Origin of the sequence: Vescimonas fastidiosa, assembly GCF_018326305.1 — a bacterium.
Taxonomy (GTDB): Bacteria; Bacillota; Clostridia; order Oscillospirales; family Oscillospiraceae; genus Vescimonas; species Vescimonas fastidiosa.
In genome coordinates this window covers 221264-242867 of sequence record NZ_AP023415.1, presented here as the reverse complement: position 1 = coordinate 242867, position 21604 = coordinate 221264, and the positions used below count along the sequence as shown (strand labels likewise).

15 protein-coding genes, 1 tRNA gene and 1 pseudogene are annotated in these 21604 nt (G+C 58.7%); 5 read left to right on the top strand and 12 right to left on the bottom strand.

Features of this window, described 5'->3' with window-relative positions:
* Positions 1-13 precede the first annotated feature (13 nt).
* From KI236_RS01115 to KI236_RS01105, 3 genes are read right to left on the bottom strand one after another with little or no spacing between them, the layout of a single operon-like run.
* A complete protein-coding gene (locus KI236_RS01115) occupies positions 14-277 on the bottom strand; it encodes a DUF5720 family protein (RefSeq protein WP_212818607.1) in 264 nt (87 codons plus the stop codon).
* Positions 267-881: a hypothetical protein gene (locus tag KI236_RS01110; protein WP_116705169.1), complete on the bottom strand. Its 615-nt coding sequence runs from the start codon at positions 879-881 to the stop codon at positions 267-269. Before KI236_RS01110 ends, KI236_RS01115 begins: the two co-directional genes overlap by 11 nt.
* Before the next feature lie 51 nt (positions 882-932).
* The gene (locus tag KI236_RS01105; protein ID WP_212818605.1) at positions 933-1847 is read right to left on the bottom strand and encodes a ParB/RepB/Spo0J family partition protein; all 915 of its coding nucleotides are present in this window, start codon (positions 1845-1847) and stop codon (positions 933-935) included.
* Positions 1848-2108: 261 nt separating this feature from the next.
* Between KI236_RS01105 and KI236_RS01100 the strand changes: the two are divergent.
* A pseudogene (locus KI236_RS01100) lies at positions 2109-2279 on the top strand (tyrosine-type recombinase/integrase); the annotation flags it as partial.
* 709 nt (positions 2280-2988) lie between these two features.
* Here KI236_RS01100 and KI236_RS01095 read toward each other — a convergent pair.
* Positions 2989-8307, bottom strand: a complete 5319-nt coding sequence (locus tag KI236_RS01095; protein ID WP_212818601.1) for a terpene cyclase/mutase family protein — start codon at positions 8305-8307, stop codon at positions 2989-2991.
* A gap of 1255 nt (positions 8308-9562) precedes the next feature.
* On the opposite strand from KI236_RS01095, the gene KI236_RS01090 reads away from it, so the two are divergent.
* Positions 9563-10714 carry a tyrosine-type recombinase/integrase gene (locus tag KI236_RS01090; protein WP_212818599.1) on the top strand — a complete coding sequence of 384 codons (1152 nt, stop codon included), beginning with the start codon at positions 9563-9565 and terminating at the stop codon, positions 10712-10714.
* Between the two features lie 116 nt (positions 10715-10830).
* On the opposite strand, the gene KI236_RS01085 is transcribed toward KI236_RS01090, so the two are convergent.
* Positions 10831-10907 (bottom strand) — tRNA-Arg (locus tag KI236_RS01085).
* A gap of 264 nt (positions 10908-11171) precedes the next feature.
* Here KI236_RS01085 and KI236_RS01080 point away from each other — a divergent pair.
* On the top strand, positions 11172-11804 hold the full coding sequence (locus tag KI236_RS01080) for a metallophosphoesterase (RefSeq protein WP_212818597.1): 633 nt from the start codon (positions 11172-11174) through the stop codon (positions 11802-11804).
* A gap of 337 nt (positions 11805-12141) precedes the next feature.
* Here the strand turns inward: KI236_RS01080 and KI236_RS01075 are convergent, their stop codons facing one another.
* The 7 genes from KI236_RS01075 to pdxR all read right to left on the bottom strand — a co-directional run bounded on the left by KI236_RS01075 (position 12142) and on the right by pdxR (position 19799).
* Positions 12142-14631, bottom strand: a complete 2490-nt coding sequence (locus tag KI236_RS01075) for a heavy metal translocating P-type ATPase (protein WP_212818595.1) — start codon at positions 14629-14631, stop codon at positions 12142-12144.
* 11 nt (positions 14632-14642) lie between these two features.
* Positions 14643-14948, bottom strand: a complete 306-nt coding sequence (locus tag KI236_RS01070) for a metal-sensing transcriptional repressor (RefSeq protein WP_212818593.1) — start codon at positions 14946-14948, stop codon at positions 14643-14645.
* A 58-nt stretch (positions 14949-15006) separates the two neighbouring features.
* Positions 15007-15363 carry a stage V sporulation protein AE gene (gene spoVAE, locus KI236_RS01065; RefSeq protein ID WP_212818591.1) on the bottom strand — a complete coding sequence of 119 codons (357 nt, stop codon included), beginning with the start codon at positions 15361-15363 and terminating at the stop codon, positions 15007-15009.
* Position 15364: 1 nt separating this feature from the next.
* Positions 15365-16387: a stage V sporulation protein AD gene (gene spoVAD / locus KI236_RS01060; protein ID WP_212818589.1), complete on the bottom strand. Its 1023-nt coding sequence runs from the start codon at positions 16385-16387 to the stop codon at positions 15365-15367.
* A gap of 818 nt (positions 16388-17205) precedes the next feature.
* Positions 17206-17820: a thiamine diphosphokinase gene (locus KI236_RS01055; RefSeq protein WP_212818587.1), complete on the bottom strand. Its 615-nt coding sequence runs from the start codon at positions 17818-17820 to the stop codon at positions 17206-17208.
* 15 nt (positions 17821-17835) lie between these two features.
* Positions 17836-18339, bottom strand: coding sequence for a GreA/GreB family elongation factor (locus tag KI236_RS01050; protein WP_212818585.1), 504 nt, complete (start codon positions 18337-18339; stop codon positions 17836-17838).
* Entirely contained in the window at positions 18324-19799 is a 1476-nt protein-coding gene (gene pdxR, locus KI236_RS01045) for a MocR-like pyridoxine biosynthesis transcription factor PdxR (protein WP_212818583.1), read from the bottom strand. Before pdxR ends, KI236_RS01050 begins: the two co-directional genes overlap by 16 nt.
* Before the next feature lie 104 nt (positions 19800-19903).
* Between pdxR and KI236_RS01040 the strand changes: the two genes are divergently transcribed.
* Positions 19904-20416 (top strand): ECF transporter S component, encoded by a 513-nt coding sequence (locus KI236_RS01040; RefSeq protein WP_212818581.1) that lies wholly within the window; start codon positions 19904-19906, stop codon positions 20414-20416.
* An 85-nt stretch (positions 20417-20501) separates the two neighbouring features.
* Positions 20502-21104 (top strand): TIGR01440 family protein, encoded by a 603-nt coding sequence (locus KI236_RS01035; protein ID WP_228738065.1) that lies wholly within the window; start codon positions 20502-20504, stop codon positions 21102-21104.
* The last annotated feature ends 500 nt before the right edge of the window (positions 21105-21604 follow it).

The following is a 21604-nucleotide window of genomic DNA, read 5'->3' as shown; positions in this document are numbered from 1 at the left end:
TCCTCCAATCACTTTAGTGACGCCGCTTTTTCCGGTCAGGGAGGATATGCCCCTCAATGACGGCGGCTTGTTTGCGGATTTTGATTTCTCCGCGCCTCTCGGATGCCTGCGCCTTGGCATATCCCACGTCGGAGAGGAACAACCTCAGCCGTTCGCCCTTTTCACCCACAGGAGATTTCCATGACAGGACATCAAAAATAATCATGTGGCGGGTTTCGTCCATAAAGCGCTCCAGCGCAAGGATGCTGTGCCCGCCGACAAAATCATCAGCGTTCATATTCGGCACCTCGCGCTCTGATCTGAAAGGCGGCAAGCCCATAGCGGGCGATCAGAGTGGCGTTGACGATCAGGCGCAGCGCCTCCGGGTCAATGACCTCCGGTTCCGCCAAGTCCGCCATCGTGACGGCCTCCGTCTTGTCGCAGAGGTCGCGCGCTGCCATGAACAGTGCGTAGTTGTGCGGCGAGGTGTTTTTCAACACCGCATAGCCGAACTCAATCCCGTCCTTGCAGAAGCAGTTTGCCGTGCGGCGGTAAATGTCGTCGTTGGAGGTCAGCAGGTACATGGCCGCATAATAGGCGTTGGTATCCCTGCGGCGGCGGTAGCCCTGCACGGCACATTGATACTGCATTCGGCGCTCATGCTGCTCGTTGCTCCAGAGGCTTCCGGGATAATGCTTGATCAGCAGGTTCAGGCGCTGGAACAGGCGGCGTTCATGGGGAAATGTCTCTAAGACTGCCTCGCGGTAGCCGACCACACCGGCCTCAATGCGCTCGGCCAGCCACGGGCAGCGCAGGGCGGTACAGCCCAGCTTTTTCACATACTCGGTACAGAGCTGGCAGCTCACATCTTTGGGCGTGTATTTGAACGTGTTGATATACATGGCGTCCTCCTTTTGGCATGAAAATAGCGGACAAACAAACTGCTTGTCCGCTCAACGGCTCTGGTCACGCTGGCGCTTTTTCTGCCATGCGTCCAGTAATTTGAAGATGGTGTTCTCGATCTGGAACGGGGTATAGGAACGCGGGAAGTATTTGCGGAGCTTTTCACCGGAAAGGGTGATGTCGTTTTTCTCCGGTTTCTTCTGCTCCATCATAATGGAGAGCATGGTGTCCTCGTTCAGCTCGCCGCTCTGACTGAGCTTTTTCATCCGCTGCGCCTGCGAGAGCGAGGGGGTGGTCTGTTCGCTGTCGATGGTTTCCAGAAGCAGCCCTTGTTCCTTGGGTGTCAGCGCCGCAAGCTGATAGGCGGGACTGAGGGCGATTTTCTTCTCGTCCACCATCTGCTGAAGCTCCGGGACTAACTGCGTCAAGGCGATGTAGTTGCGGATGGTATCTCCGCTCACACCGGCATCCTGACCAACTTCATCATCGCTGCGGAACTTCGCCGAAATTTTCGGCGAAGTCAGATCCGTTCGTGCGCCCTGCCGCTTGATGGCCTCCATCTTCATCTTGTAGGCTTTGGCGCGTTCGGAGGGGAGAATGTTCTCACGCTGAAGGTTGCTGTCCACCATGATGATGGTGGCAGCGTCCCGGTCAATGTCGCGGACAATGACGGGCATGGTGGCCAGCCCAGCCAGCTCGCAGGCGTGTTTGCGGCGGTGGCCTGCAATCAGCTCATAACCGCCGTCCTCCCGTGGCCGTGCCAGCGCGGGGACGAGGACGCCGTATTCCTTGACGCTTTCGGCGGTTTCCTGCATGGACGCATCCTCTCGCACCTGAAAGGGGTGATCCGGGAACGGATGCAGCTCAGAGAGCGAAATCTGAACAACTACTTCCTGCTGCGGTTTCGGCTTTTTGGATGGCGCGGGCTTTTTGCCCGGTTCCTTCTGCACGGTTTTTTCAGGCATTGTGTTCCTCCTGTCGGCATCTGATTTTGGGTACAAAAAAAGGACATTTCTTCTTTGCAGAGGAAATGTCCTGATTTTTTGGACGGGCTGACAGCCCTCCCAAACGGTATTTTATTTTTGTCGTTACTATAACACCCCCTACGATATAACTACTTCGCGGCTCGATTTTTCGGTTTGGAAAAGGATGAAAAACCTTGCCAGATAACCGAAAACCCTTGATATACGGGGCTTTTCCGGTTTGTCGTAATTATACCGTAAGGGCACACTTTCGCGACGATGGCGCTCCAAAACGGCGTGGATGTAAAAACGGTGTCCTCCATGCTGGGCCACTACTCCGCGGGCTTCACGCTGGACACCTACGCCCATGTCACCACCGACGCCCAGCTCAAGGCGGCGCAAACGATGGGGAGCATCCTCTCCCGTGCGGTATAGACCTTTCCGCTATCCGCTCCCGTTGGGGTCAGCGTTTGGGTCAGAAAAAAGCAGCGGGAGAAAACAACAACTTATGCAAACAAAAAGACCCGAAGCCTTACGGTTTCGGGTCTTTTTGGCACGCCGTGAGGGATTCGAACCCCCGGCCTTCTGGTCCGTAGGTTGTCCCAAAGAAAAAGCGGAGCCATTTCGGCTCCGTTTTGCGCTGTTTAACGCTATTTGGTGGGTAGATTTTCCGTTGTTTCCGTCCGGAACTGCCTGTTCCTATCCCGTTCTGGGTCAAAAGTGGGTCAAAGATGATCTTGTGATTACAAACTGAAAGCATTTCTTGGCGAAGCATATAAGGGTGCGAAAATACCGCGGATTTATATCATTTGCGCCATCGTTGTCTATAAGGATGCCGAAAATCTCTGCGCAGAAAATGGTTTTCAGCAAGTTAAGATCGACCAAATGGAGCGTTCTTGCGTGTAAAGATATGATGAGGGAAGGAAATCATTTAATATCAACGCTTTCCTCCTTGTATTACGCTTTCGTCTTGACAGAATATTTACACTTCGCTTGACTCTGCGTTTGGGGTACAGTATTAGTCATATTTATGTGGCAGCACAAAATTTGATATGCTATAAGCAAAGAAAAAACCGAGGCCCCCCGCATAGCAAGGGGCCCCGGGGGCTTATTTACTTTCGCGGTTTAGGTTTTCGCTTTTACCTTACTCCTCCCGCTTTTTGCGCTTGAGCACAAAGGCTGCTGCGACCGCCGCCACAGGCAGGGCAATGACCCAAACCAGCACGCCGGTATCGCCGGTGGCGGGAGTGCCGCCGTTGTTGGTGCCGTTGCCGCTATTGTCGCCGCCGGAGGTGCCGGCGGTCTGAACGGCCACATCGCTCATGTCGTACAGGCTGGTCTGGCCATTCAGGAAGCGGTAGTACGATGCCAGGGCGTAGTAGCCCTGCTCGGTGGCCATGCCGTCGCGGCCCTTGTCGGCAACATGCTTGAAGCCGCCGCCGTCCACAAAGAAGCCCGCCAGGGCATCCAGGGGCGTCTTTCCGTTCTTCACAAAGCGGCTGTCGCAGGTGGGGTCGAGGCCCAGGGCCGTCAGGGCCACGATGACCTGTGCGCAGCTCTCGCTGTTCACAGTGCCCCAGCTGCCAAAGCCGCCGTCGCCCTGCTGCAGACCGGAAAGCACATCCAGGGCCTTATCCACAGCGGCCTTCACGGTCTCGTTGGTCTTATAGTAGGGGGCCAGGGCCTGGATGGCCATAGCGGTCATGTCGGGGTCAGCCTTGGTGCCGCTGAGGGTCCAGCCGCCGTCCTCCAAGGCCGCGCCCAGGATGGTCTCAATCAGCTTCTCCCGGGTCACATCGCCCATAGTGGGGTAGTTGTGGCTATCCAGGGCAATGAGGGTGAAAATGGGCCCGTTAATGCCCTGGGTCTGCACATAGGCCATGTTATCCAGACCCTTCAGCAGGTTGTGGCCGCCCACATTGGTGACGTCCTTGCCGATGGCCGTCAGGGCCAGGATTACCCGGGCGTTGTCGGTGACTTTGGCCGGGTGCAGACGCTCATTGGCGTCAGCCTTGGCCTTCACATACTCCACCACATTGTCATAGTACCCGGCGGGCACGGTGCGGCCGCTGCGGGCCAGGCCGATGACCATCCACTCGCCGCCGGTGGAGTTCACCGTGGGGGTGCCCAGAGTGGCCATGAAGTCGCCGGTGGTCTTGTAGATGCCGCTGTAGTCCACCTCCGGCAGCACCGTCAGCTCCACATCCCGGATCTGACGCTCATAGAGGTACTTTGTTGCAATAGTGTAGTTGGGATCGCCGCACCGCAGTTTCACCGTTCCACCGTAGATTTTATAAGTCCCAGCGGGGGTGTCTGCGGGCACGGTAAAGGTGATGGAGGTGATGGGCGTCAAATTGGCGTCCTTACCCGACAAGGGGTTCTGCACCGTCTTGGACTCCACCGTCTCCAGCCCCGGAATGTTGGTGCCGAAGATGGTCAGCACCGATTGCAGTTTCACGGTAGTGCTGTTGGTGACGCTGGGGTAATTCTTGGCGATCTCGTCCAGGGGCATGTTGGGCATGTTAATGGTCACGGTCTTCCCGGCCTTGGTCACGGGGCCGCCCTCCACCTCTGTGTTGATCCACGCCTGGCCGGTGTAGCCGTCGTAGTCGGCCACGGTGAAGCTCAGGTCGGGCAGCACGGAGAAATTATTCTCTTCCTGGGGTGCGATCTCGCCGGTGTTGCCCTGGGTCAGCTCGGAGCCCAGCTTACTGCCCATCCAGGTCTCATAGATATATCCACCCGTTAGGTTGATCGTCCCCGATCCGGTGAGCACAATGCGCATAGACCCGATATGATACTGGTCGTTGTTGCTGTTCAGCATATACTGCTGGGGCAGTTCATCCGTGAAATACACGAAGTGCGGCCCCATGGGGTTATAGATACGCAAGATCTTATATACCGGCACGCTCAGACCCGTGATCTTCAGGTCAATGGTGTCGCCCAGTCGGGGCTCCTGGCCGGGCCGGGTCACATTGGACAGGGTGTAGTCAATGACCTTGCCCTTGAGGCCGTACACCTGGGTCACGGTCTTTCCCTCGTAGTCAGCCGTCACCTCAATGGGGTTGTAGCCGTCCTTCAGAAGGACGGTCACCGTGCCGTCCGCGGCCACGGGATAGGCCGTTTTCTTGCCGCCGCCCAGGTAGTCCCACACATAGACCTTGGCATTTTCGCCGTTCACCTTAAAGGTGAAGGGTGCGCCCTCCTGGCCCTGCCAGTAGTAGTGGGTGTCGTACTGTCTGGTCCGGGGCAGGCTCTTGATGTTGGTGAGCTTTTGGTCCAGCTTCTCCACGGCGGCCTCCGCCGGGCTGTTCACATGGACGATGGTCTCCGGGGTCTGGCCGTAGAATGTGCCAGTCTCGTCCGTCAGCGTCACCCGGAAGGTGGTGGTGCCCTCCTTCAGAGGGATGAGGTAGTAGAGGATATTTTCGTACACCTCGCCGTTGCTGCCCAGGCCCTTGTCGGCGTAGAAGCTCTTCACTTCCCGAATCTCAAAGATGCTGGGGTCGTCAATTTCAAAGCGCAGCCGCCCGGCCTCATTCCAGGGCAGGCCCGCCTCGCCGCCCAGCTTGGTATTAGAATAAGTAATATCCTTAAAGGTCACAGGATAAGCGTTCCAAGCGGAGCCCAGGGTCAGGTTGAACCCGGAGGCCGTAAGCATGAAGTCGTCCAGGTAGTCCGTGGCCTGGCCGATGGTGCTGCCCTTGGCCGTTTCGTATTTGTTCAGCAGCTTCAGCGCATTTTGCAAAACGGAATTTTCCTTGGAGGCAGAACTGGTCCACAGAACCAGCGCCCAGTCCTGGAGCTTGTCATACAGCTTGCCGGAGGTGCGGATGGCGTCGGCGTACTTGGCGTAAAGCTCGTCCGTCAGCTCCGTGGCGGTGCTGGGGATGTCGGCCTTATACTTGTTCACCTCTGCCAACACGGCGCTGGTTAAGTCCATACCTGCCTGGTACTGCCGCTCCAGCTCGGCCCACAGGGCCTCGATTTTAGCCTTGGCCCCGTCGGAAAGCTGGGCCTTCACCTCGTCCTTGCACTCGTCGTACAATTTCTTGACTTGGCGCACCGATGCCTCGTCTGTTGCATACACAAAATACTTTGCCTCGGGCAAAGCCTGGATCATAGCCTCCAGCTCCGCAGCCTCGATAGAGTGGCGGATGATGTGGAAGGTGTAAGTCACCACATCCGTGCTGTCCTTGGCGTTTTCAATACGGATGCAGAGGTCTGTTTTCTCGCCGCTCAACTGAATGCGGTTTTTGACATTCATAAGCTGGGAGGCCAGAGCTGTGCCAGCCATGGCTTTGGCCGGTGCGAGAAGTACTTTGTCGTTCACCTTAACCTGCACCATGGACGAGGACAACAACTTTATACCTGCGTATCCGTTGGATTTTAGGTTTTGAATCTTTTCCGTAACATGGATATTGTACTCATACCAGTTGGCATCAAATCCGGTCTCTCCGGTCTCTTTCCCCGTTGAATTCACCTGGAACATGGTTCCCTCGGGCTGACCGTTGTAGATATTCTCGGCATTATATGCCTGGTTGCCTCCGGCAAAGCCGCACTTGCTAAGGCCCAGGGTCGCCGCAGGCTTAGCAAACCGCAGTTCGTATTCACTTCGTCCGCCGTTGGCATTGAGCCGAATGGTGAAATAAATCGTTCCGTGCCGAGCCAGCTCCCCCTGCACCGTGGCCGTGCCGTTTTCAATGGCATAGCAGGTGCCGCCGGAGGTTATCACCTGGCCCGTCACGCCCTCCGGCAGGTTGGGCAGGTGCAGCACAAAGCCGGTGGTATTCTTGCTCTCGTCCGCCGTATAGGCCGAAACACTTGTAGCAAAATCACCGCTCCACACCGTGAAGCTGGGAACAACTCCCTCCTGCATCACAGTCCCATCCTTGCGCAGCAGGTCCACCGTCACATCGCCCTTTTGGGTTAGGATATGCTGGTCCCGCAGAATGGTAAAAGTATAGGTCTTGCCCACGGTCTCCGCCGTAGTGGAGGAGCCGGGCAGCACAGTCTTGACCGTGATTGTCAGAGAATTACCCTCAAAAGGAATAGGCTCGCTGCTTGCGCCCACTCGATACTCCTTGTCCCCCACAAATACACGGGTCTTATACTGCTTTTCCAAAGCACGAGGCCGTACCTTCACAGTAGTACCGTCAGTATTAACAACCGCCTCATAAGCATATACATCACCGCTGTTTGTCAGATCCCAGGTTTTCCAGCTACCTACATCCATAGACGCCAGGGACGCATCCGCGGTTTCAAAGCCGCAGTGGATGTCGTTGCCGTAGTCGGTGGTGTACATTACATCAATGCTGTCACCGTCTCTAACATCCCCCTTGGCCACGGTATATTTGTCAAAGCCCTGGTTGGTACACCAGTCGTTCAGGGTGCCCATCCAGCCACTGCCCTTGCCACGGCGGAACTCGCTGAGCTCTACGCTGTTCTCCGTGCCATAGTTGGCGATGATGGAGCTGATGTAGCCCTTCTCGCCGCCCACCTGCCGGTGGCCTTCCTCGATCAAGGCCCGGGCGATAATGGTCATCATAGTGTCGGATGGATAGATATACTCCGTTCTGTAGGTGCCTTGATTTATAACCAGGTCTCCGTAGGGGCCGGGGTCCGTGATACTCTCACCCATGCCGTTTTTCAGGTCATCCCGTAGGGGTACATTGTCGCCCACGCGGATGTAAACTTTGCCCACAGGCTCCTGTCCCACCACCAGACCGAAAAGCATCTCCGCCGGGGCCTTGATGGTCAGGCTGCCGATGGCGGAGCGGGCGGTCTTGGTGGACCCGTCCGCCAGGGTGTTGGTCACCACGCAGAAGTAGTAAGAAGTGCCCACCACTGTGGTGCCCCCAACAGTAAGCCGCGTACTGTTGGTGTCGGGAATGGCCTCCGCCCCCTCGTAGCTCTTTTGGGAGTTCTTATACCACTGGTAGGAAACCTTGGTCATACCCAGGTCGCGTATAGCTATATCGAAAGCACGAGGCGTTGTAGCGTGCCAAGGCAGAACCACATCTTCCGCGTCCACCACATCCTTGGTGATCTCGGGGATGTCGCTGAGCTCGCCGCTGCCGCTCTCGCTGACGGTCACCTTGCAGATAGCCGAGCGCACCGTGGCCGGGCCCTTCCCCTCCTCGGTGTTGGTCACCTCTACATAGTAGTACAGCACCTGCTCCACGGCGGTGGCCACATCATAGGTGGCGCTCTCCGCGCCCTTGATCTTGGTGCCGCCTGCGTAGTCGCTGACGGTGTTGGCGTACCACTGATAGCTCAGCGTACCCGACCCCAGGGCCGTGACGGTGAGGGTGAAATTGTCACCCGGCTGCAGCGCCACCTCCGCCGGCAGGTCCGCCGAAATCGTCGGCTCCGCCGAGCTCTCCACCGCCAGCACGCTCACGGGAAGCAGTAACAGCGCCATGATAAGCGCCAGCAGCAGAGAAATGATTCTTTTTTTCATTCCTTTTTTCCTTTCATTTTTCTATTTATGTAAATGCCGAAGCAATCACACACAATTTTTTCTGTCCTCCGTAGGGGCGGGGTTCTACCCCGCCCACGCCAGACCTCTTGAGAATTGTCATTGCGAGGGCGCACCGCGCCCGTGGCAATCCGTAATACCCTATATCTCACGCCCCCTGTTTCCCTCCCCCCGGGCCGCACTCTTTGCAGCACGGCCCGGGTCTCGGGAGCATGAAAGGAACGACAAATAGCGCAAAAATTTTTCTGGAAAGCGGGACGGGAAAGGTCTGCCGTCCTCCCCCGCCCCGGCGGCTTGAAATGGCTATCATGCTTTCCATGGAAAGCATGAGGCAGTACTGCCTCGGCAAAAAATCACCCAGCCGCCAAAAGCAGCCGGGTGAAGCGTTCGCATAACAGCTTTGGCCCCGGTACTGGCAGCGGCCCAGGAGCAGCGTATTGCGTTCCTGACTTAGCCGAATAAACCGGCATCACAGTGACCGTCTCGCAGGGCCTCTCACCCCATTCCGCCGCCGGAATAAACCCGGCTCACGCTGTCCCGTTATTCAGTTTAAGTGCATTATAGCACAGGATATGACATATTGCAATGGAGAAAACCTCCGTCATTCGCCCCGACTTGACATCTCCCGGTGCATATCTTATATCGTCCCTATGTACGATGTCTTGGAGCAGCGTTACCAGCGGCAAATGGCCGAGCTAGAGCGTCAGCAAGTGCAGCAGAAGCTGGCGGCACAGGTCGCAGAAGCCCCGTGTTTGCCCCCGTAAGCCGCTGTGTGCCCTCGCAGGAACACAGGCGGGTGAAGATAGCCCCCCGGCAGTTTTGCCCGTTTTGGGCCCAATTTTCAGTGCGCCGAAATCAGAGCAGGAGAAAGGCATTGGCGCTTTTCGCACCAATGCCTATTCACAGCAGCCCGCAGTGCGAGCTGCCGCAAGGATTTGCGGGTTTTGGAAATTGACGCTTTTTTCGAGGTTCCCAGAACGGTTTGACGCTAAATTCGAGAAAAGTCGCCGCAAAGCCCCGTGTCACAACGGTTTGCGGCGGCGCTTTGATAGAAAATCGGTACGCTTTATACCGTTGTAGTCGGCGGAAGTCTCCGTAGCAGCTCAAATCTTGCTACGCCATAAACAAAGATAAGCGGCGGTTGAGAATTGATAACTTTCTGATAATAGTGTGGCTTCCCCATAGCTTTCCTCTGCTGTTTACGGTATGGTTTGCCGTTACAAAGGAGGCTGATTTTATGCCAAAACGACGAGCAAACGGCGAAGGGAATATCCGAAAGAGAAAGGATGGACGCTGGGAGGGCCGCTACACAGTCGGTCACGATCCGGAAACCGGAAAAGCCATCATCAAGAACGTTCTTGGAAAGACGCAAGCGGAAGTAAAAGAAAAGCTGAAGAAAGCCATCGAGGAAAATGTGGGCATCGACTATGGACGGGCCAAGACCTACACGGTGGGAACATGGCTGGAGGTCTGGATGGAGAACTACGCGAAAGTAAAACTCAGACCGCCCACGTTCAAGACCAGCCAAGGCTTTCTGAAAAACCACATCAAGCCGCAGATCGGCAGCATTCCGCTGGCAGACCTGACATCTCTGGACTTGCAGCGGTTCTATAAGCATCTGCTGGATGGTGGCCGGGTAGACCGCATCGAAGCGAAAAAGAAACCGAAAGGTCTGGCTCCCAAAACGGTGCGCAACATCCACCAGATGATCTGCTCGGCATACAACCTTGCCATGGAACAGCGCCTCGTCACGAAAAATCCCACGCAGGGCTGCGCCTTGCCGAAAGTCGAACACAAGGAGATGAAAACGCTGACCTCCGACCAACTCAGCGCCTTCTTCCGGGAGGCCAGGGACAGCGGCGTGTACGAGCTCTACTACCTTGACCTCGCCACCGGACTTCGGCGGGGCGAACTGCTGGGGCTGAAATGGACGGACATCGACCTTGACCATGGCATACTGAAAATCCAACGGGCCATTTCCCGGCAAAACGGCAAAGTAGTCGAGGCACCGTTGAAAACGAAAAACGCCTACCGCACGCTGCCGCTGTCGGCAGACGCGATAGATGTTCTAAAGGCACAGAAAAACAAGGTGGGAAGCAGCGAGTGGGTATTTCCATCGCCCACCGGAGGCCCCATGTCGCCGGACAGCGTCCTGCATATGCTCCAGCGGGTGCTGAAACGGGCAGGACTGCCACGGATACGCTTTCATGACCTGCGCCACACCTTCGCAACGATGGCGCTGCAAAACGGCGTGGATGTAAAAACCGTGTCCTCGATGCTCGGTCATTACTCCGCGGGCTTCACGCTGGACACCTATGCCCACGTCACCACCGACGCACAGCTCAAGGCGGCGCAAACCATGGGGAGCATCCTCTCCCGTGCGGTATAGACCTTTCCGCTATCCGCTCCCGTTGGGGTCAGCGTTTGGGTCAGAAAAAAGCAGCGGGAGAAAACAACAACTTATGCAAACAAAAATCCCCGAAATCTTACGATTTCGAGGATTTTTGGCACGCCGTGAGGGATTCGAACCCCCGGCCTTCTGGTCCGTAGCCAGACGCTCTATCCAGCTGAGCTAACGGCGCATATTATTCCTGACGACTTGAATATAATACCATATCTCAGGGTAGAATGCAAGTATTTTTTTCAAGAAAAATAAAACATTTTTTTGTGTAGATTTGTGCCTTTCCTCTGCCTCCTTCCGTACAGAGTCCGCTCCGGCAGCTTGCAGTGCTCTCGGCCCACGCTATTCCCTCCGCCTTGACACAGAGGGCCATTTCTGATACGCTGAATGCAGCCGTGCTTTTCTCTCATTTAACCGTCGGCATAGCCGCAATAGGAGTATTGGGATGATTTTTTATACTGCTGACCTTCATTTTCATTATAAACCTTTTCTGCCCGGCCGGCCCTTTGCTTCCGTGGAGGAGATGGATGAGGCTATGATACGACTCTGGAATGAAACCGTCACAGACAAGGACACCGTCTATGTGGTGGGCGATGTGGGCTACAACGGCGGCTATGTGCCCGGGGACGCCCTGGGCCGCCTGCAGGGGCGCAAGCACCTGATCCGGGGCAATCACGACACCGGGTTTGAAAACGCCCCAAAGCTCTTCGATTACTTTGAGACCGTCACCGACTTCAACGAGATCGACGACGGCGAAACCCATATTCTTCTCTGCCACTACCCTATTCTCTACCGCAAACGGGGCTACATGATACACGGCCACCTGCACCAGGCCCGGGGCCCGGAGTACGACATCCTCCGGCAGATGCCCCGAATGCTCAACGCCGGTGTGGATGTGAACTTCTATCGCCCTGTGACCCTGGCGCAGCTGGTGGAGAACAACCGGGCCTTTTACAGCGGTGAAAATGATGCGCTTATCCCGCCCCCTCCTCCGCGTCGGCGTGAAGGAGAGGGACTTCTCCCGGGAAAACCGGATTTCCGGCCCCTGCCTACCCGGCCTGACTCGGAAGAGAACTGAGCCCCGGAGCGATGCTCCGGGGCTTAGCCTGTCGAAAAACCCTCCGGGTTTTTCCGACAAAAGGTTTGCGGTCTGCTGCGCGCATAATTTGCCCGTCTGTGACGGACAAATTCCACACTGGCAGCCCGAGCTGTATTTTCTCTCACGCGCATGTCGCGAGAGAAAATGATTTTATTTCTTTGCCGCCTGCGGGCGGCAAACTCTGCGAGGCTTTTTTAACACAGTGAGCCCCAAAGCGTCGATCCGGGGCTTACTGTTCTCATTTCAGCAGCTTATTTTACCGGGCCACCGCTCGGTAACGATACCGCCAGCATAGCCGCCCGCCACGCAGCGGAAATCACTGGATTTTCGTGACCTTGTAGCCGGCGTCCTCTACGGCCTTACGGAGCATAGCGTCCGTAACCTCCGGGGCGGCGGTGACAGTGGCCGTCTTTTTCTCCAGATCCACATGGGCGCTGACCCCGGGCAGGGCGTTCAGGGCGCTCTCCACCCGGCCGGAACAGTGGGTACACATCATGCCCTCCACGGTCAAAATTCTCTTCATATCGGTTTCCTCCTGATTCATTGTTTGATTTTCTTTGGTGATTTTCTCCTGCGTTACAGGGCAGGTCGGCCCCTTCCACAGACGCAAGCGCAGGGCATTGGTCACCACGCACACGGAGCTGAGGCTCATGGCGGCAGCGGCGATCATAGGGTTCAGGGTAATGCCCAGGGCCGGGTACAGAATCCCTGCGGCCACGGGGATACCGATGGCGTTATAGATAAAGGCCCAGAACAGATTCTGCCGGATGTTGCGGATAACGGACCGGGACAGCTCCGTGGCGGTGACGATGTCCCACAGGGAGCTGCGCATAAGTACCACATCCGCCGACTCAATGGCAATGTCCGTGCCCGCACCAATGGCCAGACCCACATCCGCCCGGGCCAGAGCCGGGGCATCGTTGATACCGTCACCCACCATGGCGGTGCAGCGTCCCTCCTTTTGGAGCTTTGCAACACAGTCGGCCTTGTCCGCAGGCAGCACCTGGGCCAAGACACGCTCTACCCCCACCTGCCGGGCGATGGCCCGGGCGGTGGTCTCATTGTCTCCGGTGAGCAGCACCACCTCCCGGCCCGCAGACCGGAGGGCGGCAATAGCGGCGGCACTGTCAGGCTTCACCACATCCGCCACGGCAATGAGCCCCAGCAGGCGGGACTCCCGGGCGAAATACAGGGCTGTTTTCCCCTGCTGAGCCAAGGTCCGGGCCATATCGGAAACCGCCCGGGTATCTACGCCGCAGCGGGTCATGTAGTCCAGGTTTCCGGCGCAGACTACGGAGCCGTCCAGGGTGGCCCGAACGCCGCCGGGGACGGAGGTAAAATCCGTCACCGGAAAGAGCTTCAGCTCCCGCTCCCGGGCCGCCTGTCCGATGGCTACGGACAGCGGATGCTCCGAGGGCTTTTCCACAGAGGCCGCCACCCGGAGAAGCTCCGTTTCCGTGGGACCCGTGCAGACAATGTCCGTGACCCGAGGTTTCCCCTCGGTAACGGTGCCGGTTTTATCCAGAACCACGGTCTGGGCCTTGCCCAGAAGCTCCAGGCTCTCGGCAGACTTAATCAGAATGCCGCTCTGAGCGGCCTTGCCCGTGCCCACCATAATGGCCACAGGGGTAGCCAGGCCCAGGGCGCAGGGACAGGAGATGACCAGCACGGCGATGCCGATGGACAGGCAAAAACGGATGCCCTGCCCCCCTGCGAAATACCACAGCAGCGCCGAGACCAGCGCGATGCCGATGACCACAGGGACAAACACAGCGCTGATGCGGTCAGCCAAACGGGAGATAGGTGCCTTGGAGGAGGCGGCCTCCTCCATGAGGCGGACGATCTGCGACAGCGTGGTGTCGCTGCCCACCCGGCGGGCCTCCAGCTCCAAATAGCCCGACAGCACCACCGTGGCCGAGGATACGGCGGCCCCCTCCCCTTTCTCCACCGGCAGGCTCTCCCCGGTGAGGGCGGATTCATCCACGGTGGCGGCACCGGCGGTTACCACACCGTCCACGGGGATCTTTCCTCCCTGGCGGACGATGACAGTGTCCCCGGCTACGATCTCCTCCGCCGGGACCGTTAGCTCCCGGCCGTCCCGTCGGACCACAGCGCTGTCCGGTGCCAAACGCAGCAGGGCGGAAATGGCCCCGGTGGTCTTTTTCCGGGAACGCTGCTCCAGATATTTACCCACGGTGACCAGGGTAAGGATCATGCCCGCGGACTCAAAATACAGGTCCGGCATCCCCTCTATATGACCGGCCACCAGCAGGCCCATCTCAATAAGGGAGTACACCAGGCCCGCCGCAGCGCCCAGGGCCACCAGCGAGTCCATATTGGGACTCCCCTGAAACAGCCGGGAAAAGCCCACGGTGAAGTAGGCCCGGTTCAATAGGAGGATGGGCAGCAGCAGCACAAGCTCCGCTATGGCCATAGCCAGGTGATTTTCGTGGAAAAGCCCGGGCACCGGCAGGCCCAGCATGTGCCCCATGCTGATGTAAAATAGCGGCACCAGGCACACGGCGGACCACAAAAGCCGCCGCCCCATCCGCCGAACCACTTCGTCCTGCCGCTTGTCCGGGGCCAGGTCGTTTGCGTCGGCCTCCCGGGCACCATACCCGGCCCGGATCACCGCGTCGATGATCTGGTCGGAGGTGACTTTTGATTCGTCGTAGCTGGCGTTCAGCCGCCCCAGCATCAGGTTCACCGCCGCCGATTGCACCCCCGGCAGCTGCGAGACCGCCCGCTCCACATGGGCCGAGCAGGCGGCGCAGGTCATACCCGTGACGGCAAATTGCTTCGTCATAATAACACCTCTCACTTCATGAGCTTTTGCAGCGTGGTCACCAGCTCATCGATGACCTCGTCCTCCCCCCGGCGGATGCCGTCGGCCACGCAGGTACGGATGTGGGTGGCCAGCAGCTCCTTGCTGAAGCTGTTCAGCGCCGCATTGACCGCCGAGACCTGGATGAGAATATCCGTGCAGTAGGCGTCCTTTTGCAGCATATCCCGCAGGCCCCGCACCTGGCCCTCGATACGGCTGAGACGGTTCACAAGGCTCTTCTGCTCCTCCGGCGAGCGGTGCTTGGTTTTCTGATGGCAGCAGCAACAATCCATCTTCATATACCTCCTGGGGGTATTTTTATTACAAGGGTCATTATATACCCCCCTATGGTATTTGTCAACGCTTATTTCGGGGCTTACACAGGACGGCCATGACCACGCCGAACACCACCGCCGCCGCAACGCCTCCGGAGGCGGCGGTAAGGCCTCCGGTGAGGGCGCCCAAAAGGCCCTGCTGGGCTACGGCCTTCTCCACACCCTTGGCCAGGGCGTAGCCGAAGCCCGTCAGGGGGACCGTGGCTCCGGCCCCACCCCAGTCCGCCACCGCCTGGTAAACACCCACAGCCTGAAGCAGCACCCCGGCCACCACATAGCCGGTGAGGATGCGGGCGGGGGTAAGCTGGGTCTTGTCGATGAGAAGCTGTCCGACGGCGCAGAGAACGCCGCCGCAGAGGAACGCCTGAAGATATTGCATGTCAATTCTCCTTTTTCGATGAAATCACCACCGCGTGGCAGATGCCGGGAATGCTCTCTCCCTGAAAGGACGAGGTGGGCGAGAGCAGCGCCCCGGTAGGGGCAAAGAGGACCTTTTCCCAGCGGCCGGCCCGCATTCCGCCCAGGACATAGCCGCTGAGCACCGCCGCCGAGCAGCCGCAGCCGGAGGCCCCGGCGTGCATATCCTGCTCCTCCCGGTCATAGAGCAGCAGCCCGCAGTCGGTGTAGCGCCGGCCCAGGTCGATTCCGTCCTCCCGGAAAAAATCGGCAACGATGTCCCGGCCCAGTTCCCCCAGATCCCCGGTGAGGATTAGGTCATAGTCCTCGGGGGTGGTGTGGGTCTCCCGAAGCACCGCCGAGAGGGTGTCATAGGCCGCCGGAGCCATAGCCGCCCCCATGTTGTTGGCGTCCTTGATGCCCAGGTCCACAATGCGTCCGCAGGTGACATGGGTGATATAGGGGCCGTCTCCCCGACGGGAGAGGATGCAGCATCCGGAGGCGGTGGCCGTCCACTGGGCAGTGGGGGTACGCTGGTTGCCGTAGAGCACGGGCATACGGTACTGACGCTCGGCGGTACAGAAATGGGAGCTGGTCATGGCGGCCACGATGGAGGCAAAGCCGCCGTCGATGAGCAACGCCGCCAGGGACAGGCTCTCGCCCATGGTGGAGCAGGCGCCGTAGAGTCCGTAGAAGGGGATTTTGAAGTCCCGAAGGCCAAAGGAGGTGCCGATGCACTGGTTCAGCAGGTCTCCGGCCAGGACGCAGTCCACCTCCTCGGCGGTAATGCCTCCCTTTTCCATTGCCCGGCTCAGGGCGAACTGCTGCATGGCGGATTCGCCCTTTTCCCAGCTTTTTTGGCCGAAGTAAGCGTCGGAATTCAGCTCGTCGAAATATCCGGCCAGGGGGCCTCGGGCCTCCTGCTTGCCGCCGATATTGGCGAAGGACAGGACGCTGACCGGGTCGGAAAGCGCCACCGTCTGGCGGCCTAAGCGTTTTGCGGTCATACATTCATCTCCCAATAAAAATATACCCCTATTGTGCCGCCTTTTCCCCAAAATATGAAAATGGAAAATGAAATTAAAGGTCAAAATGCAGAGCGGAGCCCATATGTCCCGCCCTATATGGCTACATCAAGAATCCATCCGTAGGGGCCGATGCCCACATCGGCCCGCCTACCGCACCTCTGTAACCCTCCGTAGGGCGGGCTGCCCCCAGCCCGCCGCCCGGACTTGCACCACACCCCTTGCAAAAACCCTGTCATTGCGAAGCCGGTGCGCACACCGGCTGTGGCAATCCGCATCTCCCGTCCCCTCGAGCCCTTATATGCTCTGTAGGGCGGGCTGCCCCCAGCCCGCCGTCCGATAACCATAGCACCATTGCGGCGGCGTGAGGGCACGCCACCCTACGCAAAACTTGATAGCTGGTGTCGCTGGGGCGTCGAGGATGCCGCCCCCTACGAAGTTCTATCGTTGAATCGTCCGCAGGGGCGGGGTTCTACCCCGCCCGCGGGAGGGGCAGAGCCCCGCCCCTACGCACCGCAAGATACACTTCCGTAGGGGCGGACGCCCCTGTCCGCCCGCTGGAATTGCACCGCGCTCCATGTAAAGCTCCCTGTCATTGCGAGGCCAGTTCGCAAACTGGCTGTGGCAATCCGCATCCCCCGTCCCTACGGCCCCCTTGCCTAAAGGAGGCTGGCACGGCGAAGCCGTGACTGGGGGATTCTTTTCCCGCACGCCTCGCGGTCGTCCGCCCCCACCGCCCCCACATAACGCGCAAAAACGGCGGGGCCCCTGGCCCCGCCATAAAAACGACTTATGTTCCTTTACATTCTCGACTCCAAAATCGCCAGGATCCCCGTTTCCACGCTGATCCTGGCCTCCCCATGCCACTGGTTGCTGATGCCGATGGGGAAGGTATTGGTCACGGTGACCTGGTCCAGCTCATATTTGGTGCCGTGGATGCTGACACCGGTGCATTGGTCGGTGAGAGCCAGCACGGAGAGGGACCAGCCCGCCCGGGGAGGGACGGTGATGGTATCGGCGGTAAAGACCGTGATCTCGTTTTCCCTATCCAAAATGCGCACCCGGGCGCCGTGGGCCACGGCAAAGGCCGCCGCCTGCAGATTTCCCAGCAGGTGGTCCAGCCGGCCGCCCAAGGCGCAGTACAGCCAGATTTCTTTGCAGCCCTGGGTCACAGCATGGCGAATGGCGGCCATGGTGTCGGTATCATCCTTCTCCACAGGCAGATCCAGCCGGGGCACCTCCTGCGGCAAGGGTCCAGTGTAGGAGTCGAAATCCCCCACCAGCAGGTCCGGGCGCAGGCCGCGCTCCGCCAAATATACATAGCCCTTATCGCAGGCGATGATATAGCCGCACTTTTCTAAATCCGTCAGGGGCGAAAATCTGCCACCGGAGACGATGGCCCAAGGTTTTTCCATAGTGTATCCCTCCCGTTAAAAACTGCCGATGGGGATAGAACCGTCGTCCGTCCCCTTTTCTACGCTCTGAATTTGCAGCCAGTAGGTGCTGCCGTTTTCCATCTGCACCTGCACCCGGTCCCCGGCCTTGCGGCCCAGGACCGCCCGGCCCACCGGAGACTCCTTACTGATAAGGCCCTTGAGCGCGTCCTGGCGCAGCGTGGTGACCAGGGTGATGCGGCGGGTCTTGCCGGTGCTCTCCATAAGAATTTCCACCGTGTCGTAGAGCCCTGCGGTGGACTCGTCGGACTTATCCTCAATGACCTTGGCGGTCTTGATCATGCGCTGCAGATAGCGGATGCGGCTGTCGTTGCGGTTTTTCTCCTGCTTGGCGCACTTATATTCAAAGTTTTCACTGAGATCCCCGAAGGCCCGGGCGGTCTGCACATCCTCAATGAGCTTAGGCCGCAGCTGGCGGGTGCGGTAGTCAATCTCCTCCTGCATTTTTTGCAGGTCGCTCCTTGTTAATTCGTCGTACACGGTGATTCCTCCTCTAAAATATCGGCAAGTATTTGCAGGGCTTGGGGCAGGTGCTGCAGGTCCAGGCCGGAATAATTCACCACCAAGGTGTGGCGGCGTGCGATGGAGCGCTGCCGGTAATAGTCCGACAGCATGGCCAGGCGCAGCCCCGCCTCCGAAGCCCTGCGCTGAAGCTCTTCGTCCGGCAGAGCGGTTTGCAGCTCCGCTAAAAAATGAAGTCCCGTGTCCTGGCCGGTGATCTGCACCCGGCCCGCCAGGGGTCCCTGGAGAAAGTCCGAAATGACCCGGTCGCGCTTTTGCCGATAACGGGTGCGCATACGGCCCAGGTGCCGCTCGAAATGACCCTGCTGTAAAAATTTAGCCAGGGTATACTGCTCAAAGCCGGAGACGGTGCAGGCGTAGAAGCCCAGCTTATCCCGGTATCGCTCCAAAAGCCGGGGCGGCAAAATCATGTAACTGATGCGGATGGAGGGGGCAATGGTCTTGGAAAAGGTATTCAGGTAGACCACACACTGGTTTTCATCCGTGGAATACAGAGTGGGGATAGGGCGGCCCACGAAGCGGAACTCGCTGTCGTAGTCGTCCTCCAAAATGTACCGCTCCGGCTGCTCCGCCGCCCAGCGCAGCAGTTCCCGGCGGCGGCCAATGGGCATAACGGCGCCGGTGGGATAGTGATGGGTGGGGGAAATATGGACCACCTGGGCGTCGCCCCGGCGCAGCTCCGGAACAGACAGGCCCGCATTGTCGATGCCGATGCGCTGAATGCGGACTTGGTTACTCTCGTAGATGGCGGTGATCTTACTGTATCCGGGTTCCTCTACGGCATAACACTTGTCCCGGCCCAGAAGCTGGATCAGCAAATTATACAGCAGCTCCGTGCCTGCGCCAATGATGATCTGCTCCGGGTCCACCTGCATGGCACGAAACTGCCGGAGATACCCGGCGATGGCCACACGCAGCTCCGATGCGCCGTTATAGGGGGCGGCACGCAGCAGCTCCTTATCCTGCTCCAAAATGGTCTGGCGCATGAGCCTGGCCCAAACGGTAAAGGGGAAATAGGCCGGGTCCATGGCCCCGGAGGCAAAATCCAGAAGCCAGGGCCGGGAATCGGCAGTGAAATCGGTGCCATTTCCGGTGAAATTTGGTGAAGTAAAGGTGCCGTCAGCGGTGACATTCGGACACCCAAAAAGTTCGCTTTGTCTCGGCTGGGGCGGGCGCTCCACCGGGGCGACGAAATACCCGCTTCGCTGCCGGGCATAGAGGTACCCCTCCGCCAAAAGCTGCTCATAAGCATTCTTCACGGTGATGATGCTGACCTCCAAATGCTGGGCCAGCATCCGCTTGGAGGGCAGGCGTTCCCCGGTCTGCAGCCGCCCGGAGAGAATATCCTCCCGGATGAAGCGATAAAGCTGCTCATAGAGGCTCTCTTTTTCCTTTTTTTCAAGTGTATAGGTCAGCATGGCCCCTCCAACTGGTATTATCAAAGAATATCATTATGGATATTTTAATATATCCAATTTACACTATAATACAGTCAGCAACAAAAAGCAAGAGGTGAATTTCTATGAAAGATATGCGCATTCGTAAAATGGTATTTGCGGCCCTGATGGCGGCACTGACCTATGTGGCCACCATGGTGGTGCAGATCCCCTCCCCTATGCAGGGCTATGTGAACCTGGGTGACTGCTGTGTGCTGCTCAGCGGCTGGATGCTGGGCCCCTGGTGGGGCGGCGCGGCAGCGGGCATCGGCTCCATGCTGACGGACCTGCTCAACGGTTACGCCCACTATGCACCGGGCACCTTTGTTATCAAGGGCTGCATGGCCATTGCGGCGGCGCTGCTGGCCAAGGCTATGGGTAACAAGGCCGCGGGCTACGCCGTCAGCGGCGTGGTGGCAGAGGTCATCATGGTAGCCGGTTACTTCGGCTATGCCGCCCTGCTGCTGGGCAAGGGCATCGGTGCGGCAGCCAGCATCCCCGGCAACCTGGTGCAGGCGGCCATGGGTCTGGTGATCGGTCTGGTGCTTTTCTTCCTGCTCAAGCGCAGCAAGGTACTGGACAAACTGGCTCTGCAGTGATACACTGTGCATACGAGCAGACCGGCAGGGGCGAGGCTCCTGTCGGTCGCTGCTTTGTTGGATGACAAGAAAGGATGTTGAGATCATGGCCGGAACCGTGCATGAATTGGAACAAAAGGACCTGTTTTGGCAGGTGCAGAGCGAGGCCGCCCGGGCCGCGCAGCAGCTTATTGAAGCGGCGCATTTGCACCAAGGGCAGATCGTTGTGGTGGGCTGCAGCACCAGCGAGGTGGTGGGCCGCCGGGTGGGCAGCTGGTCTACTCCGGAGATCGCCCAGGCCATTTTCAGCGGCCTTAATGGCGTGTTCGCCCCCCAGGGTATTTACATCGCAGCCCAGTGCTGCGAGCATTTGAACCGGGCGCTGATCGTGGAATACGAGGCGGTGCGGGGCGCAGAGATCGTGAATGTGAAGCCCCAGCCCAAGGCGGGCAGTTCCTTTGCCACCGCTGCATACAACAGCTTCCGTCAGCCGGTGGCTCTGGAGGAGATCAAGGCCGACGCGGGCCTGGACATCGGCGGGACGCTCATCGGGATGCACCTGAAGAAGGTGGCCGTGCCGGTGCGGCTGGACCAGAATCACATTGGCAGCGCCATTGTGCTGGCGGCCCGGGTGCGGCCCAAGTTCATCGGCGGCGAGCGGGCCATTTACGACGAGAGCCTGAAGGATGGATACCCGGATTTTGTGTAAAGGATTTTGAATTGGAATAGGGAACGACCGGCTTGCGAGCCGGTCGTTTTTTTTGGGGTGGTGTGGGGGTGAACAGCGGGCGGGGTAGAACCCCGCCCCTACGCATATTTGAGAGATTTTACAACGGGCGGACAGGGGCGTCCGCCCCTACAGATAACAAGAAGTGCTGTGAATCGGGGCGTCGGGGAAATCGGCGAAGCGCCGCCAGTGGCGGAAGAAGCGAGCTGATTTCGAGGAAGTGCCCCGATTGGCGGCCACAACAGTGGCCGGGAATCGGTTGGCACGACGGTGGGCAACCGCCGCCCCCTACGGACGGTTACATGGGGTACGGTACAGCGGGCGACCGCAAGGGTCGCCCCTACGGATGTGTTACAAGGGGCGCGGTGGGGCGGGCCGATGGCCACATCGGCCCCTACGCACCATTTAGCGATAGAATTTCGTAGGGGCGGGGCTCTGCCCCGCCCGCGGGCGACCGCGAGGGTCGCCCCTACGGAGAACAT

What these genes read in the sequence shown, in the direction of transcription:
- KI236_RS01080 (WP_212818597.1), top strand. Translation starts at nt 11,172, where the DNA reads ATGATTTTTTATACTGCTGACCTTCATTTTCATTATAAACCTTTTCTG.
- KI236_RS01070 (WP_212818593.1), bottom strand. Translation starts at nt 14,948, where the DNA reads ATGAAGATGGATTGTTGCTGCTGCCATCAGAAAACCAAGCACCGCTCG.
- pdxR (WP_212818583.1), bottom strand. Translation starts at nt 19,799, where the DNA reads ATGCTGACCTATACACTTGAAAAAAAGGAAAAAGAGAGCCTCTATGAG.
- KI236_RS01075 (WP_212818595.1), bottom strand. Translation starts at nt 14,631, where the DNA reads ATGACGAAGCAATTTGCCGTCACGGGTATGACCTGCGCCGCCTGCTCG.
- KI236_RS01105 (WP_212818605.1), bottom strand. Translation starts at nt 1,847, where the DNA reads ATGCCTGAAAAAACCGTGCAGAAGGAACCGGGCAAAAAGCCCGCGCCA.
- spoVAE (WP_212818591.1), bottom strand. Translation starts at nt 15,363, where the DNA reads ATGCAATATCTTCAGGCGTTCCTCTGCGGCGGCGTTCTCTGCGCCGTC.
- spoVAD (WP_212818589.1), bottom strand. Translation starts at nt 16,387, where the DNA reads ATGACCGCAAAACGCTTAGGCCGCCAGACGGTGGCGCTTTCCGACCCG.
- KI236_RS01040 (WP_212818581.1), top strand. Translation starts at nt 19,904, where the DNA reads ATGAAAGATATGCGCATTCGTAAAATGGTATTTGCGGCCCTGATGGCG.
- KI236_RS01090 (WP_212818599.1), top strand. Translation starts at nt 9,563, where the DNA reads ATGCCAAAACGACGAGCAAACGGCGAAGGGAATATCCGAAAGAGAAAG.
- KI236_RS01110 (WP_116705169.1), bottom strand. Translation starts at nt 881, where the DNA reads ATGTATATCAACACGTTCAAATACACGCCCAAAGATGTGAGCTGCCAG.
- KI236_RS01055 (WP_212818587.1), bottom strand. Translation starts at nt 17,820, where the DNA reads ATGGAAAAACCTTGGGCCATCGTCTCCGGTGGCAGATTTTCGCCCCTG.
- KI236_RS01115 (WP_212818607.1), bottom strand. Translation starts at nt 277, where the DNA reads ATGAACGCTGATGATTTTGTCGGCGGGCACAGCATCCTTGCGCTGGAG.
- KI236_RS01035 (WP_228738065.1), top strand. Translation starts at nt 20,502, where the DNA reads ATGGCCGGAACCGTGCATGAATTGGAACAAAAGGACCTGTTTTGGCAG.
- KI236_RS01095 (WP_212818601.1), bottom strand. Translation starts at nt 8,307, where the DNA reads ATGAAAAAAAGAATCATTTCTCTGCTGCTGGCGCTTATCATGGCGCTG.